Source organism: Variovorax sp. GW823-FHT02B07, assembly GCF_058797695.1.
In genome coordinates this window covers 1466652-1479609 of record NZ_JBXAJX010000001.1, presented here as the reverse complement: position 1 = coordinate 1479609, position 12958 = coordinate 1466652, and the positions used below count along the sequence as shown (strand labels likewise).

13 protein-coding genes are annotated in these 12958 nt (G+C 68.0%); 3 read left to right on the top strand and 10 right to left on the bottom strand.

The annotated features are described in order from the left end of the window. Positions 1-10: 10 nt before the first annotated feature. The 6 genes from AC1RGU_RS06975 to AC1RGU_RS06950 all read right to left on the bottom strand — a co-directional run bounded on the left by AC1RGU_RS06975 (position 11) and on the right by AC1RGU_RS06950 (position 5061). Positions 11-556 carry a TFIIB-type zinc ribbon-containing protein gene (locus tag AC1RGU_RS06975; protein WP_062476404.1) on the bottom strand — a complete coding sequence of 182 codons (546 nt, stop codon included), beginning with the start codon at positions 554-556 and terminating at the stop codon, positions 11-13. Between the two features lie 14 nt (positions 557-570). Continuing rightward, positions 571-2739, bottom strand: coding sequence for a flotillin family protein (locus tag AC1RGU_RS06970; protein WP_062476401.1), 2169 nt, complete (start codon positions 2737-2739; stop codon positions 571-573). A gap of 121 nt (positions 2740-2860) precedes the next feature. Then, positions 2861-3505, bottom strand: coding sequence for an OB-fold-containig protein (locus AC1RGU_RS06965; protein WP_070059349.1), 645 nt, complete (start codon positions 3503-3505; stop codon positions 2861-2863). Between the two features lie 42 nt (positions 3506-3547). Further along, on the bottom strand, positions 3548-3907 hold the full coding sequence (locus AC1RGU_RS06960; protein ID WP_062476395.1) for a hypothetical protein: 360 nt from the start codon (positions 3905-3907) through the stop codon (positions 3548-3550). A 2-nt stretch (positions 3908-3909) separates the two neighbouring features. Continuing rightward, on the bottom strand, positions 3910-4632 hold the full coding sequence (locus AC1RGU_RS06955) for a PspA/IM30 family protein (RefSeq protein WP_492678311.1): 723 nt from the start codon (positions 4630-4632) through the stop codon (positions 3910-3912). Positions 4633-4644: 12 nt separating this feature from the next. Continuing rightward, complete coding sequence (locus AC1RGU_RS06950; protein WP_062476391.1) at positions 4645-5061, bottom strand: YjfI family protein; 417 nt, start codon at positions 5059-5061, stop codon at positions 4645-4647. Positions 5062-5202: 141 nt separating this feature from the next. Here AC1RGU_RS06950 and AC1RGU_RS06945 point away from each other — a divergent pair, with 141 nt between their 5' ends. Further along, positions 5203-6120, top strand: a complete 918-nt coding sequence (locus AC1RGU_RS06945) for a LysR family transcriptional regulator (protein ID WP_492695614.1) — start codon at positions 5203-5205, stop codon at positions 6118-6120. 15 nt (positions 6121-6135) lie between these two features. Here AC1RGU_RS06945 and AC1RGU_RS06940 read toward each other — a convergent pair whose 3' ends face one another. Both AC1RGU_RS06940 and adh read right to left on the bottom strand, forming a co-directional pair. After that, positions 6136-6513 (bottom strand): DUF779 domain-containing protein, encoded by a 378-nt coding sequence (locus tag AC1RGU_RS06940; protein ID WP_062476386.1) that lies wholly within the window; start codon positions 6511-6513, stop codon positions 6136-6138. Beyond that, positions 6513-8033, bottom strand: a complete 1521-nt coding sequence (adh, locus tag AC1RGU_RS06935) for an aldehyde dehydrogenase (RefSeq protein ID WP_492695613.1) — start codon at positions 8031-8033, stop codon at positions 6513-6515. Before adh ends, AC1RGU_RS06940 begins: the two co-directional genes overlap by 1 nt. Before the next feature lie 232 nt (positions 8034-8265). On the opposite strand from adh, the gene AC1RGU_RS06930 reads away from it, so the two are divergent. Together AC1RGU_RS06930 and AC1RGU_RS06925 are read left to right on the top strand one after the other, a co-directional pair. Then, positions 8266-10161, top strand: a complete 1896-nt coding sequence (locus AC1RGU_RS06930) for a sigma-54-dependent Fis family transcriptional regulator (RefSeq protein WP_492695611.1) — start codon at positions 8266-8268, stop codon at positions 10159-10161. Positions 10162-10217: 56 nt separating this feature from the next. Further along, complete coding sequence (locus tag AC1RGU_RS06925; protein ID WP_492695609.1) at positions 10218-11048, top strand: class I SAM-dependent methyltransferase; 831 nt, start codon at positions 10218-10220, stop codon at positions 11046-11048. Between the two features lie 7 nt (positions 11049-11055). Here the strand turns inward: AC1RGU_RS06925 and AC1RGU_RS06920 are convergent, their stop codons facing one another. Both AC1RGU_RS06920 and AC1RGU_RS06915 read right to left on the bottom strand, forming a co-directional pair. Then, positions 11056-11856 carry a DUF1266 domain-containing protein gene (locus tag AC1RGU_RS06920; RefSeq protein WP_492695607.1) on the bottom strand — a complete coding sequence of 267 codons (801 nt, stop codon included), beginning with the start codon at positions 11854-11856 and terminating at the stop codon, positions 11056-11058. Between the two features lie 40 nt (positions 11857-11896). Then, positions 11897-12898 (bottom strand): hypothetical protein, encoded by a 1002-nt coding sequence (locus AC1RGU_RS06915; RefSeq protein WP_492695605.1) that lies wholly within the window; start codon positions 12896-12898, stop codon positions 11897-11899. Positions 12899-12958: the final 60 nt, after the last annotated feature.

Here is a 12958-nt window from a genome sequence, read left to right as displayed (position 1 = left end):
ATCGGCGCGGTCAGTCCGCGCGCAGCAGTGCGAGCAATTCGTCGCGGTGAGGCTGGGTGTCGAGCCAGGCGCGGATGCGGTCCAGCTCGTCGATGCAGTCGTCGCCATAGCGGCGGCGCAGCGCGGCCAGGCGCGCCTCGCGCACCTCCTCGGTCTGCAGCCGGCGCTGCCAGCCGTCGGACAGCAGCTCGTCGAGCCGGCCGGCCAGGCCACGGCTCACGAGGGCGCGCCATTCGCCCTGGTCGAACCAGAGGTTCTGGCAGGCCACGCAGCGGTCGATGCGGAAGTCAGGCCCCGCGCTCACGCGCAGGCGCTGCATCAACCGCTCGCATTCCGGGCAGTGGCGCACGGCGGCGACGTCGAACACCTCGATCACCTCGTCGTCGACCTCATGCGGCACGCGCTTCGGGTCGGCGGCCTTCCAGCTGCGCCAGTCGTCCATGTCCATCACCATGCCGTGGCAGTCGCCGCACTGCACGCCGAGCAAGGCTTCGGCGAGCGCGACGGGCTGCATCGCGGCATGGGCGGCGCAACTGCACTTCAGGTTCGGGTTCATTGCGCGCCCCCGGCTCAGTTGCGGAAGGAGGAGATCAGGTTCTGCAGCGCCGACTTCTGGCTTTCGGTGCCGTCGTTGGCGATCTTGCTCATCAGCGAGGCCACGCTGAGGTTCTGGATTTCGCCCGACGAATTGCCCAGCGCGCCGACGATGTCGCGCAGGTCCTTCACCACGTCACGCTCGCCCGAGAGTTGCTCCTTGAAGGCGACCTGCACCGCCTGGCTCTTGGAGATGACACCGTCGATGCCCTTGCCCACGGAGAGCGAGCGCACGAAGCTGTCGAAGTAGTCGCCCGAGCCGCCCACGATGTCGATCTTGGCGTTGGCGAGCGCGGTGCCCAGCACGTCGGCCTGTTCCTTGGCGATGGAGGTCTGCGCGTCGATGCCCTTCATGGTTTCGATGTGCGACTTTTCCAGGCGCATGCGGAACTCTTCGTGGTCGCGGGTCTCGGGGCTCATGGACTTCATGGCCTCGAACTTCTCGTGCAGACCCTTGGCCTCGGCGTTGAAGCGCGCTTCGATCACCTGCGCATCGGCCTGGCCCGACTTGAGCGTGGCCTCGGCGTCGGCCGTGCGCACGTTGACTTCGGCGAGGCCCAGCTTTTCCTTGCCCGAGGCCTCGGCCTCGAACTTGGCGCGCATGCCGGCGGCTTCGGCCTGCGAACGGGCTTCGATGACCTGCGCGTCGGCCTGGCCGGCCTTGAGGATCGCGTCGGCATCGGCCTGGCGCACATGCACGTCGGCCAGGCCCAGCTTTTCCTTGCCCGATGCTTCGGCTTCAAAGCTTGCGAGCTTGGCCTGGGCCGTGGCAATTTCGACCTTGGCGGCGGCCAGGCCTGGTGCGGCGGAAATGGCTTCCACGCCCTCGGCTTCGCGCTTCTTCGATTCGGCGTCACGCTCGGCCACCTTGAGCTTGGCGTCGGCCAGCGTGAGTTCTTCGGCGGCCTTGTGGCGGGCGCGCTTTTCCTGCGTTTCGGCGGCCTTCACGTCGAGCACCATCTTCTCTTCGGCCTGGCCCTCGGCCATGATCACGACCGACTTCTTGGTGCGCTCGGCCTCGGCCACCACGCGCAGTTCCTTGATGGCCTCTTCCTGTTCGGCCACGGTGCGTTCGACCACGATGCGCTCGCGGATCACGTCGGCAATGGCCTTCTTCTGCACTTCGACGGCCTTGTCCTTCTCGATACGCTGCAGGGTCACTTCCTTCTCGCGATCGACGATCTCGAGGTCGCGGGCACGCGTGACCTTTTCTTCCTCGATGGCCACCGCGCGCTTGCGGTTGTTCTCGGCCACTTCCTTCTCGCGCTGCACGTTCTCCTGCTGCACCGAGACCGACTGTTCGGCCATGAGGCGGGCGGTTTCGGACTTGGTGCGCTCTTCGGACTGGATCTTGGAGGTCTCGGCTTCTTCGCGGGCGCGCACGCTGGCAATTTCACGCTGCTGGCGCGCGGTGGCGTCGGCCTGCTGGCGCTCGAGCTCGAGCAATGCCTCTTGCGTCTCGACGTTCTTCTTCTTGATCTGCATTTCCTCGTTGCGACGCAGCTCGTTGGTGCGCACGTGCTCGACCGCCGTCAGCTCGGTGATCTTCTTGATGCCCTGCGCATCGAGGATGTTGTTGGCGTCCAGCTCCGACAGCGGGGTCTGCTCGAGGTAGTCGATGGCGGCGTCTTCGAGCACGTAGCCCGAGAGGTCATTGCCGATCTGGCTGATGATCTCGTCGCGGAAGCCGTCGCGCGCCTGGTACAGGTCGACGAAGTCCATCGACTTGCCCACGGTCTTGAGCGCTTCGGAGAACTTGGCGGAGAACAGCTCTTCGAGCGTCTCGTGGTTGGAGGCCCGCGCACAGCCGATGCCCTGCGCCACCTTCAGAACGTCGTCGGCGGTCTTGTTGACGCGCACGAAGAACTTCACCTTGATGTCCGCGCGGATGTTGTCGCGGCAGATGAGGCCTTCGTTGCCCGAGCGGTCGATCTCGATGGTCTTGACCGAGATGTCCATCAGCTCGGCCTTGTGGATGATCGGGTAGACCATGCGGCCGGTGAAGGTCACCTCGGGCTCGGCGCGCAGCGTGTTCACGATGAGTGCGTGGCCCTGTTCGATCTTGCGATAGAACTTGGCGAACATCGCGAACAGGCCGAGGATGACGACGGCCAGTATGACCACGGCGAAGATGATGGGCTCCATTTTTTCTCCAGATGCTTTAAGAGCGAGCGAACGAACTTGGGTGAGGGATGCACGCGAGCAGAAGGTGTGAGTGAATCCGGCGTGGCCGATGAACGGACATGGCGGGTTCGTTCACGCCTTCTCAGACGATGTCTTCGTGCGCCGCGATGAGGTAGCGCGCGGCCACCTCGTCGTATTCGAGGATGAGCGCGTGCGAGCCGCGCTTGAGGGCGTTGGGCGTGGGCGCCCAGACGCGGATGTTGAGGCTGGCGCCGCGGCGCGCCACTTCGGCGCGGCCGTCCTTCTCGTTCACCACGCCGGTGACGACGCGGCAGACCTGGCCCACCAACGCCGCATTGCTCACGGCCGTGTGGCTCACGAAGAGGCCCTTGAGCGGGCGGATGGCCACCGCCGTCACCGGGATGGCAAGGGCCGCGCTGACCACCAGCAGCACCGTGCCGGCCACCAGCTTGAGCACCATCGTCGGCACCAGCGGCAGCAGCCACTCGCCGCCCAGGCACGAGAGCGTCCAGGCCACGAGCACCAGCAGGCTCACGGCCACCGAGAACGGCACGCCGTTCAGGCCGAAGGCGACCACGTAGCTCGCGATCTGGCCCATGTCGCTGGTGTCGCCATCGGCATGCGTCTGCAGGTCGACGTCGATCCCGCTGCTCTCGAAGTCGACCATGCCGACCACCGCGAGCACCCAATAGATCACCACGACGCCGAGCAGCACCGTGTAGATCGCGGTGGGGTACCCCGTCACCGCTCCCATGAAATCGCCCATTGATCCTCCCGCGTGCGGGTTGGTTGTTGTTCTCTTTTCTTCTTACCTGCCGCCCGGCTTCTTCGTGCCGGTGTTCTTCTTGTTCGCCTTGCCTGCAAAGGCAATCAGTTCGCGCGTGGCCCTCTCCTTGATGGCCAGGCGGTCGTCGGGTGACAGACCATACCGCGCCGCCAGAAATTCGTAGTCGGCCGTGTTCAACGACACCGTGAGACGCGGCCGCTTCGGCTTCGAGGTGGTCGCCAGGCCCAGCACCTGCCGGATCTGGTCGGGCGTGGACACATGCTGCTCGAAGGCCGCGGTGCGCACGGCCTCGAGCACGGCCTCTTCCACGTCGAAGGCCACCTGGACCGCGCGGATCGCCTCGTCCGAGCCCTGCCAGCGTACCGGCTTGACCCGCACCATCGTCACTCCTGAACCGGCTTGGACGGTTCGGACGGCTTGGCCTGCCGGGCGCGGATGCGCTCCATCACCTTGCCGGTGCGGTCGGCGTCGTTGCCGATGCCTGCCGCAGCCAGCTTCTTCTCGAGCGCGCTGTGGCCGAACTCGTCTTCCAGCTGCTGGCCCGCCGCCATGCGATCGGACAGGTCTTCGTGGCGCGAGCGGATGCGCTCCAGCGACTCGCGCGCGCTGGCCAGGCGCGAGCCGCCGCTGCCGATGTTCTCGGAGATCGACTGCGTGGCGCGGTAGACGCTCTCGGTGGTCTTGGCGATGCCGATCTCGCGCTCGTGCTCGCGGATGCGCGCCTCGGCCGACTTGATCAGGTCCTTGAGCCGCGACACCTGCAGCGCGTACGAGGCGTGAGCCTTGGCCTGCTCCTCGAGCTCCTGCTCGAGCGTGCCGACCTTGGCCGCCACATCGAGTGCGAGGCCTTCCTGGGTCTTGTTGAGCGCTTCGAGCGCCAGGCCTTCGTAGCGCGCGACCTCGCCCTTCAGGCGTTCGATTTCGCGGGCCGACTGCATCTCCTTGGCCATCACGCCGGTGAGGTCGCCCTTGGCCTTCTCGATGCTGTGCTTGGCGTCGATGATTTCCTGCTCGTAGATGCGCGTGGCATTGCTGTCGATCACGCTCTCGCCGATTTCGCGGGCGCTGCCGCGCAGCAAGGTGACCAGCTTCTTGATGACTGTCATGGTGATCTCCGCTTAGTTCAGGAATTCGGACAAGGCGTCGAGCGCATCGAGCGCGTTGTCGCTCAGCACGGCCACTTCGCGTGCGATGTCTTCGACGCTCGCGTTGCGCCCGAGCGCGCCGGTGAGCACGTAGCGTCCGCCCACGCGCCCGAAGGACGACAGCGGGACCGACGGGTTGAGGTCGAGCAGCGATTCGAGCAGCTCGGTGCGCCGCGCGGGCTTCACGTCTTCTTCGGTCCAGAGGTAGCAGATGCAGATGATCTGCATGTCGGAGCTGGTGACGAAGATCGGCAGCTCATCGCGCCCTTCGATGCTCACCTGCACCACCGGCGTGCTGCCCGGAATCGGCTGCAGCTGAACAGACAGCCCGCCCATCGCGGCGCCGGCCAGCACATCGAGGCCTTCGAGTTGATCCAGCAGTGATTGCATACCTCTCCTTTGGGTTGTCTACCGTGGGAAGCGCGCGATGCTTCGATGGATTCACTATAGGTGCAGCGACATAACATGTCAAAAATTCTTTTAACCCATGCGCATGACTTTCGGCACTGGCGCGCTCTCTAGAATCCGCCGATGGCCAGCACCATCAACCCCGCGCGTGTCGATTTCGTGACGCTGCGCCTGTTCTGCGCCGTGGCGCAGTCGGGCAGCATCACCAAGGGCGCGGAAGCGTGTCACCTCGCGCTCTCGGCGGCGAGCCGGCGCCTGTCCGACTTCGAAGCCGCCACGGGCTCCAAGCTGCTCGAACGCAGCGCCCAGGGCATCGCGCTCACACCGGCCGGGCATGTGGCGATGCAGCATGCGATGCGCCTCTTCCAGGGCTTCGAGCAGTTCAGCAACGAGCTGGGCGACTACGCCAGCGGCGTGCGCGGCCACGTGCGGCTGTGGGCCAACATGTCGGCACTGACGGAGTTCCTGCCGACCACGCTGGCGGCGTTCCTGGGACAGCATCCCGATATCCGCGTCGAGGTCGAGGAACAGCTCAGCGGCGACATCGTGCGCGCGCTGGTCGATGGCCTCGCCGACGTCGGCGTGTTCGCCGAGAACACGCCCGCCTACGGCCTCGACGTCGCGCCCTTCCAAACCGACGAGCTCGTGGTGCTGTGCGCCAGGCCGCATCCGCTGGCGCGCCTGCGTGCGAAGCAGGTCGACTTCAAGATCTGCCTGGCGCACGAGTTCGTGGGGCTGAACCGCAGCAGCTCGCTGCTCGAGCTGACCTCGCGCGCGGCCGAACAGGCCGGCATTCCGATGCGGCTGCGCGTGCAGGTGCGCAGCTTCGATGCGATGTGCCACATGATCGCGGCCAACCTCGGCATCGGCGTGGTGCCACTCGCCGCCTGCAAGGCGCAGGTGGCCGCGCTCGACCTGAAGGTGGTGCACCTCAAGGACGCGTGGGCCACGCGGCGCCTGCTGATGGCGACGAAGACGGGCGCGGCGCTGACGCCGGCGACGCAGCTGCTGGTGCGGCAGCTGCTCGCCTCGTCGAACTGACGACCGGCCGGGGCCCTACCCCGCCGCCTCCGCCTCGAGCACCGCCCACTCCGCCTCCGTGAACAGCCGCGAGCGCGTCAGGAAGCGCACCCCCAGCGGCCCTTCCAGCGAGAACATCCCGCCGCGCCCCGGCACCACGTCGATGATCAGCTGCGTGTGCTGCCAGTACTCGAACTGCGGCCCGCTGATGTAGAACGGCATGCCGCCGATGCGGCCCAGCAGCCGGTCGTAGTCGCCCACGATGAACTCGCCCTGCGCGTAGCACATGGGCGCGCTGCCGTCGCAGCAGCCGCCCGACTGATGGAACATCAGCGGGCCGTGCCGTGCGGCGAGGTCGTCGATGAGCGCGAGCGCCGCATCGGTCGCGGTGACGCGCAGGACCTCGCCGGTCATCAGAAGAAGCCCAGCTTGTTCTCGCTGTAGCTCACGAGCAGGTTCTTGGTCTGCTGGTAGTGGTCGAGCATCATCTTGTGGTTCTCGCGTCCGATGCCCGATTGCTTGTAGCCGCCGAAAGCCGCGTGCGCCGGGTACTGGTGGTAGCAGTTGGTCCACACGCGCCCCGCCTGGATGCCGCGGCCCATGCGGAAGGCGCGGTTCATGTCGCGGCTCCACACGCCGGCGCCCAGACCGTAGAGCGTGTCGTTGGCGATCGCCAGCGCTTCTTCCTCGTCCTTGAAGGTGGTGACCGACACGACCGGGCCGAAGATTTCCTCCTGGAAGATGCGCATCTTGTTGTGGCCGCGGAACACGGTCGGCTTCACGTAGTAGCCGTCGGCCAGGTCGCCGTCGAGTTGCTGGCGCTCGCCGCCGATGAGCACCTGCGCGCCCTCCTGCCGGCCGATGTCCAGGTACGACAGGATCTTTTCCAGCTGCTCGCTCGAGGCCTGCGCGCCGATCATGGTGGCCGCGTCGAGCGGGCTGCCCTGCTTGATGGCGGCCACGCGCTTCAGTGCGCGCTCCATGAAGCGGTCGTAGATCGACTCTTGAATGAGCGCGCGGCTCGGGCAGGTGCAGACCTCGCCCTGGTTCAGCGCGAACATCGTGAAGCCTTCGAGCGCCTTGTCGAAGAAGGCGTCGTCGCGCTCCATCACGTCGGCAAAGAAGATGTTGGGCGACTTGCCGCCCAGCTCCAGCGTGACCGGAATGAGGTTCTGGCTCGCGTACTGCGAGATCAGCCGGCCGGTGGTGGTCTCGCCGGTGAAGGCGATCTTGCCGATGCGGTTGCTCGACGCCAGCGGCTTGCCCGCCTCCACGCCGAAGCCGTTGACCACGTTGAGCACGCCCGGCGGCAGCAGGTCGCCGATGACCTCCAGCAGCACCAGGATCGACACCGGCGTCTGCTCGGCGGGCTTGAGCACCACGCAGTTGCCGGCTGCCAACGCGGGCGCGAGCTTCCACACGGCCATGAGGATCGGGAAGTTCCACGGAATGATCTGGCCGACCACGCCGATGGGCTCGTGAAAGTGGTACGCGAAGGTCTCGTGGTCGATCTCGCTGATGCCGCCCTCCTGCGAGCGCACGCACGAGGCAAAGTAGCGGAAGTGGTCGATGGCCAGCGGCAGGTCGGCGGCCATGGTCTCGCGGATCGGCTTGCCGTTGTCCCAGGTCTCGGCGGCGGCCAGCATGGCCAGGTTCTCCTGCATGCGGTCGGCGATGCGGTTCAGGATGTTGGCGCGCTCGGTGGTCGAGGTGCGGCCCCAGGCGCCCTTGGCCTTGTGGGCGGCGTCGAGCGCGCGGTCGATGTCGGCGGCGCTGGAGCGCGGCACTTCGCAGAAGACCTTGCCGGTGACGGGCGTGATGTTGCCGAAATACTGGTTCTCCACCGGCGCGACCCATTCGCCGCCGATGTAGTTGCCGTAGCGCTTCTTGAAAGGCACCGCGGTACCGAATTTGCCCGGTTCGAGCATGTCCATGGGTTGTCTCCGTTGGGTAAGGTGTGAACGGGCGCCGCGACATGCGGCGGCCCGCACAGGCACCGCAAGCGGCATACCCGCGCGGATCGGGACAATCCCCAAGCCCCGCGCCACAGGGGCGCGGCCCGCGCAGAGGGTTTCCATTCGCAATCTGCGACAGATGGGCGCGACGGCGGCGACTACGATGTCGCACAAGGCGAATCGCCGGCAACCCCCGTCCACGGAGTCACGCATGACGAGTGAAGCTTCCGCGCCATCGGTCAGCGTCGCGCAGGCGCGCGAGCTGTTCTTCGCGCAAGGCCGCGACCCGGCCCCGTGGATCGCGCCGCACATCTCGCGCTCGTGGCAGCGCAGCCGGCCGGTCGATCCGCACTGCATCGACCCGACGCCCATGGCGCCTTCGCTGCTCAACGAGCGGCGCGAGCAGGCGATGCGCCTGCTCAGCTGCGCGCAGCCCGAACTCGACGGGCTCGCCGAGCATGCGGTGGGCAACGGCTGCATCGTCGCGCTGTCGGACGCGAGCGGCCTGATCCTCGAAGAGATCGGCAGCCCCGACTTCCTGCCCAAGGCCCAGCGCGTGGCGCTGCAGCCCGGCGTGGAATGGTCGGAGAGCCACCGCGGCACCAACGCCATCGGCACGGCGCTGGCCGAGCGTGTGGCGCTGATGGTGCTGGGCGGCGAGCACTACCTGGCGCAGAACGGCCGGCTGGGCTGCGCGGCGGCGCCCATCTTCAGCGGACGCGGCGAGCTGGCCGGCGCGCTCGACATCTCGGGCGAGACCGCGCGCGTGAACCACCACGCCCTGGGCCTGGTGCGCATGGCGGCGCAGCAGGTCGAGCACCGCATGCTGCTGGCCGAGGCCTCGGGCCACGTGCTGCGCTTCCATGCGCGGCCGGCACTGATCGGCACCGCACGCGAAGGGCTGATGGTGATCGAGGGCGGGCGCATCGTGGCCGCCAACCGCGTTGCGCTCGACTTGTTCGGCCGTTCGTGGGAGGGCCTGCTCGACCTCGACGCCGAAGAATTCCTGGGCGCGCAGTGGCCGCGCATGGAGCACCGGCGCAGCCTGCTCACGCTGCCGGGCGGGCGGCAGATCGCAACGGTCATGGAGCGCACGGGCACGGCGAACAGCGGCACGGGCCGCTCCGGCGCGCGGCAGGTGATGACCGCGAACGCCGCCCCCGTCGACAACGACGACGTCGTGCGCCCGCTGCTGGCGCGCGCCGTGCGCGTGCTCAACGAAGGCGTGCCGGTGCTGGTGAATGGCGAGACCGGCAGCGGCAAGGAGGTGTTCTCGCGCCGCCTGCACGCCGCCAGCCGCCGCAGCGCGGGCCCGTTCGTGGCGGTCGACTGCGCCTCGCTGCCCGAGACGCTGATCGAGGCCGAGCTGTTCGGCTACGAAGAAGGCGCCTTCACCGGCGCGCGCCGCAAGGGCATGCCGGGGCGCATCCGCGAAGCGCACGGCGGCGTGCTGTTTCTCGACGAGATCGCCGAGATCCCGCTCGCGCTGCAGACGCGCCTGCTGCGCGTGCTCGAAGGCCGCGTGGTGACGCCGCTGGGCGGCGGCCAGGGCGTGGCGGTCGATTTCGATTTGATTTGCGCCACGCACGCCGGCCTGCCCGCGCTGGTCGAGGCGGGGCGCTTTCGCGCCGACCTGATGTACCGCGTGGCCGGCTTCACCGTCGCCCTGCCCGCGTTGCACGAACGCGCCGACCGGCGCGCGCTGATCGCGCGGCTGTTCCTCGAATCGGGCGGCGCCGCCAAGCACCTGTGCCTGGAGAACGACGCGCTCGAACGGCTGGCCGCCTACCGCTGGCCCGGCAACGTGCGCGAGCTGCGCAGCGTGCTGCGCGCCCTCGTGGCGCTGGCCGACCCGGGCGATGCGGTGACGGCCGATGCGCTGCCCGCGCACCTGCAAGACGCCGCCCCCCTCGCTGACTTCAACGAAGCCACCCTGTCGCAACCCGATGCACCCCTGCAGACCATCACGCGCCACGCCATCGATGAAGCCCTGCGCGCCTGCGACCACGACGTGGCGCGCGCCGCCCGTCGGCTCGGCGTGCACCGCAGTACCGTGTACCGCCACCTCGCGCGCCAGCGCCCGCCCGCGGGCAACACCAAAGACTGACTTGCCCGCACGCGCGGGAGCGGCCAGACTTTGCGCATGGCCCTGCCCCCGCATTCATGACCACCGGCAAATCCGCGCGCAAGCTCTCGGCCGTGCCGTCCACCTTGCGGATTCCGCTGGCCGCGCGGGCTTCGGGCGATGCGCTGTTTCCGCAGATGGCCGTGCGCGACGCCTACGCCGCCGGCATCCTCGAGCAGATCCGCGACGACGACCACGCCCTGCCCGACGACCGCACGACCATCTACGGCATCCTCGCGCGCACGCGGCGCTTTCGCAGCCTGGCGCAGGACTTCCTCCAGCTGCACCCGGGCGCGCGCGTCGTGAACCTGGGCTGCGGCCTGAGCCACTACTTCCAATGGCTGGACGACGGCAAGTCGCGCATGACCGACGCCGACCTGCCCGAGGTGCTGGCCCTGCGCCGCGAGCTGCTGCCCGAAACGCACCCGCGCCACGACCTGCGCGAACTCGACCTCACGGCGCCCGACTGGTGGGAGCAACTCGGTCTGCCGCGCAAGCGCCAGGCGCAGCCGGTCTTCCTGTTCACCGAGGGCGTGCTGATGTACCTCACGCCCGAGCAGGTGAACGCCGTGTTCACCACCTTCGGCGAGCGCGCGCCTGCGGGCTCGGTGCTGGCCTTCGACGCGATGTGCTGGCTGGCCGTGGGCCGCGCGCGCCAGCATCCTTCGGTGCGCGCGACCGGCGCGGAGTTCCAGTGGGGCCTGCGCCGGTACGAAGACCTCACGCAGCCCCATCCGCGCCTGCACCTGGACGGCACCTACCGCGTGATGGAGGGCATCGGCTGGCCCTACACGCTGTTCGCGCCGATGGTGCTGTTCTTTCTCGGCGTGCCGATCTATGCGGTGTACGCGCTGAGGGCGAAGGACTAGGGCTGCGTCAGGCGAAAGGCACGCTGCGCCACGGGCTGCGCGTGTCGCTCAGCAGCAGGCGGTTGGTGCGCAGCAGGTGCTCTTCGCGCGCATCGGAGTACTGCCAGATCAGGCCCGCCGCGATGTACGCGGCGCTCACCTGCGACCAGCTGGCATAGGCCGCGCGCACCTGCGATGCCAGGCCGCCAGCAAAGTCCGCGAACTCCGCGCGCTCGATGTAGCCCAGCTGCACGGCCCAGCGCGACAGGTTGGCCAGGCGCACCGCGTCCCAGGCCACAAGGTTCGTCAGCTGATCCGGCGCCACGCCGAAGTGCTTGCGCAGGGCGCTGACCCAGCTCTGGCTGCCGGTCATCAGCTGGCTCAGCTCGGCGCTCGAGTGCCCGGTCTGCGCGGACAGCGCCCGCATGTCCAGGTGCTCGCGCGCCTTGATCTGGAAGAACGCGGGAAACCACGCGTCCATGACCAGGCGCAGCACGCCCGGCGTGGATTGCACCGCCGCATCGATTGCACCGATGGCCTTCCAGGCCGGCAGGTACTTCGCGCGCTGCCCTTCCTCGGTCAGCCAGCGCGCGGTCTGCTCGAAGCTCGCGCGGTCGCTCACGTTCCACACCTGCGCGATGCCTTCGCGCAGGGTGTCGTTGTCCTTGCCGGTGAGCACCGCGTTCACGCAGTCGCCGTTGAAGGCCGACAGCGGCGTGCTCAACGTGACCAGCCATTGCTCCTGCGCGGGAAGCGCGGGCGCAGCGGCGTCGAACTTGAGCTTGTCGTTGTCGAGCATCGCGTGCGCGAGCGTGTCCTTGAACCCCATGAAAACTCCCCCGAAATTTGTTGAATGCCGCGCGGGCGGATCAGGCCTTCGATTGCAGGCGCGCGATCTCCTGCTGCAGGAACGCAAGGAACGGTGCGCGCAGCGATTCCTTCATGTGCGCGGGCAACGCCATCGGCGGGGTCGAGCCCGTCAGCAGCTGGTCGCCCTTCTCTCCGATCTGCAGCGCACGCACCTCCACCCGCTCCAGCGCGATGCGCAGCGGCGACTCCATCAGGTCCTTGCCGTACAGCGCCTGCGCGGTGAGCGCCACGCCGTAGGGGCCGCCGAACAGCGGAAAGTCGGCCAGCGCGAACTGCAGCGTCTCGCCCGCGGGAATCTGGAACTTGTCCGTCACCTTGCCCAGCTTCTTGGCGAGCTTCGGGTTGGCGGGGTCGAGCAAGGTGTCGGTCGCGCCGTGGTCGGCCACCAGCTCGGCCAGCGTCCAGACGCGCTGCTGCGCCTGCCGCTGGCTGCCGTTTTCCGCGTGGTACGCGAGCACCGCCGCGACCGTCGGCGCCAGCAGCTCGCCGCAGCGTTTGAGCAGCACCGGCTCGGGCGCGTCGGCCACGCCGGACCAGTCTTTCCACGCCTTGAAGCGCGCGAGCAGCGTCGAGACGAACGAAGGTGCATCGTCCGCGCGCGCAGGCAAGGCATGGCCCTGCGCCGGTGGCGGTGCGGCTGACAGCACGGTGAAGTCGTCCTGCACGTACACCGCCTGGTCGGTCAGCAGCAGCCCTTGCGAGGTGCGCTTGCCGCTGAGCCGGTTCATCGCGTGGTAGCCCAGGAAGAAGAGCGGAATCTCGTCGCCCAGCCACGGCCTGGGCAGGTACATCTGCTCGACCGCCTGCGCGAACACCTGCGGCGCATCCTCGTGATCGGGGTGGTCCGCCTGGTCGGGCAGGAAGGCAAAGGCCGACAGGTCGGCATGCAACGGTGCCTGCACCTGTTGCTGCACGCGTGTGCGCAAGGCATCGCCGTGGCGCGCGCGTTCGGGCGGCAACGCGCCCAGGTGATCGGTGAACGACGAAAAAACGAATGACATGCTGAATCTCTCCCTGAAACCGTGGTTGTGAATGGGTAAGCGGCCCGGCATCTGCTTCCG

Coding starts and splice junctions, on each gene's coding strand:
- AC1RGU_RS06975 (WP_062476404.1), bottom strand. CDS start 556: ATGAACCCGAACCTGAAGTGCAGTTGCGCCGCCCATGCCGCGATGCAG.
- AC1RGU_RS06970 (WP_062476401.1), bottom strand. CDS start 2,739: ATGGAGCCCATCATCTTCGCCGTGGTCATACTGGCCGTCGTCATCCTC.
- AC1RGU_RS06965 (WP_070059349.1), bottom strand. CDS start 3,505: ATGGGCGATTTCATGGGAGCGGTGACGGGGTACCCCACCGCGATCTAC.
- AC1RGU_RS06960 (WP_062476395.1), bottom strand. CDS start 3,907: ATGGTGCGGGTCAAGCCGGTACGCTGGCAGGGCTCGGACGAGGCGATC.
- AC1RGU_RS06955 (WP_492678311.1), bottom strand. CDS start 4,632: ATGACAGTCATCAAGAAGCTGGTCACCTTGCTGCGCGGCAGCGCCCGC.
- AC1RGU_RS06950 (WP_062476391.1), bottom strand. CDS start 5,061: ATGCAATCACTGCTGGATCAACTCGAAGGCCTCGATGTGCTGGCCGGC.
- AC1RGU_RS06945 (WP_492695614.1), top strand. CDS start 5,203: ATGGCCAGCACCATCAACCCCGCGCGTGTCGATTTCGTGACGCTGCGC.
- AC1RGU_RS06940 (WP_062476386.1), bottom strand. CDS start 6,513: ATGACCGGCGAGGTCCTGCGCGTCACCGCGACCGATGCGGCGCTCGCG.
- adh (WP_492695613.1), bottom strand. CDS start 8,033: ATGGACATGCTCGAACCGGGCAAATTCGGTACCGCGGTGCCTTTCAAG.
- AC1RGU_RS06930 (WP_492695611.1), top strand. CDS start 8,266: ATGACGAGTGAAGCTTCCGCGCCATCGGTCAGCGTCGCGCAGGCGCGC.
- AC1RGU_RS06925 (WP_492695609.1), top strand. CDS start 10,218: ATGACCACCGGCAAATCCGCGCGCAAGCTCTCGGCCGTGCCGTCCACC.
- AC1RGU_RS06920 (WP_492695607.1), bottom strand. CDS start 11,856: ATGGGGTTCAAGGACACGCTCGCGCACGCGATGCTCGACAACGACAAG.
- AC1RGU_RS06915 (WP_492695605.1), bottom strand. CDS start 12,898: ATGTCATTCGTTTTTTCGTCGTTCACCGATCACCTGGGCGCGTTGCCG.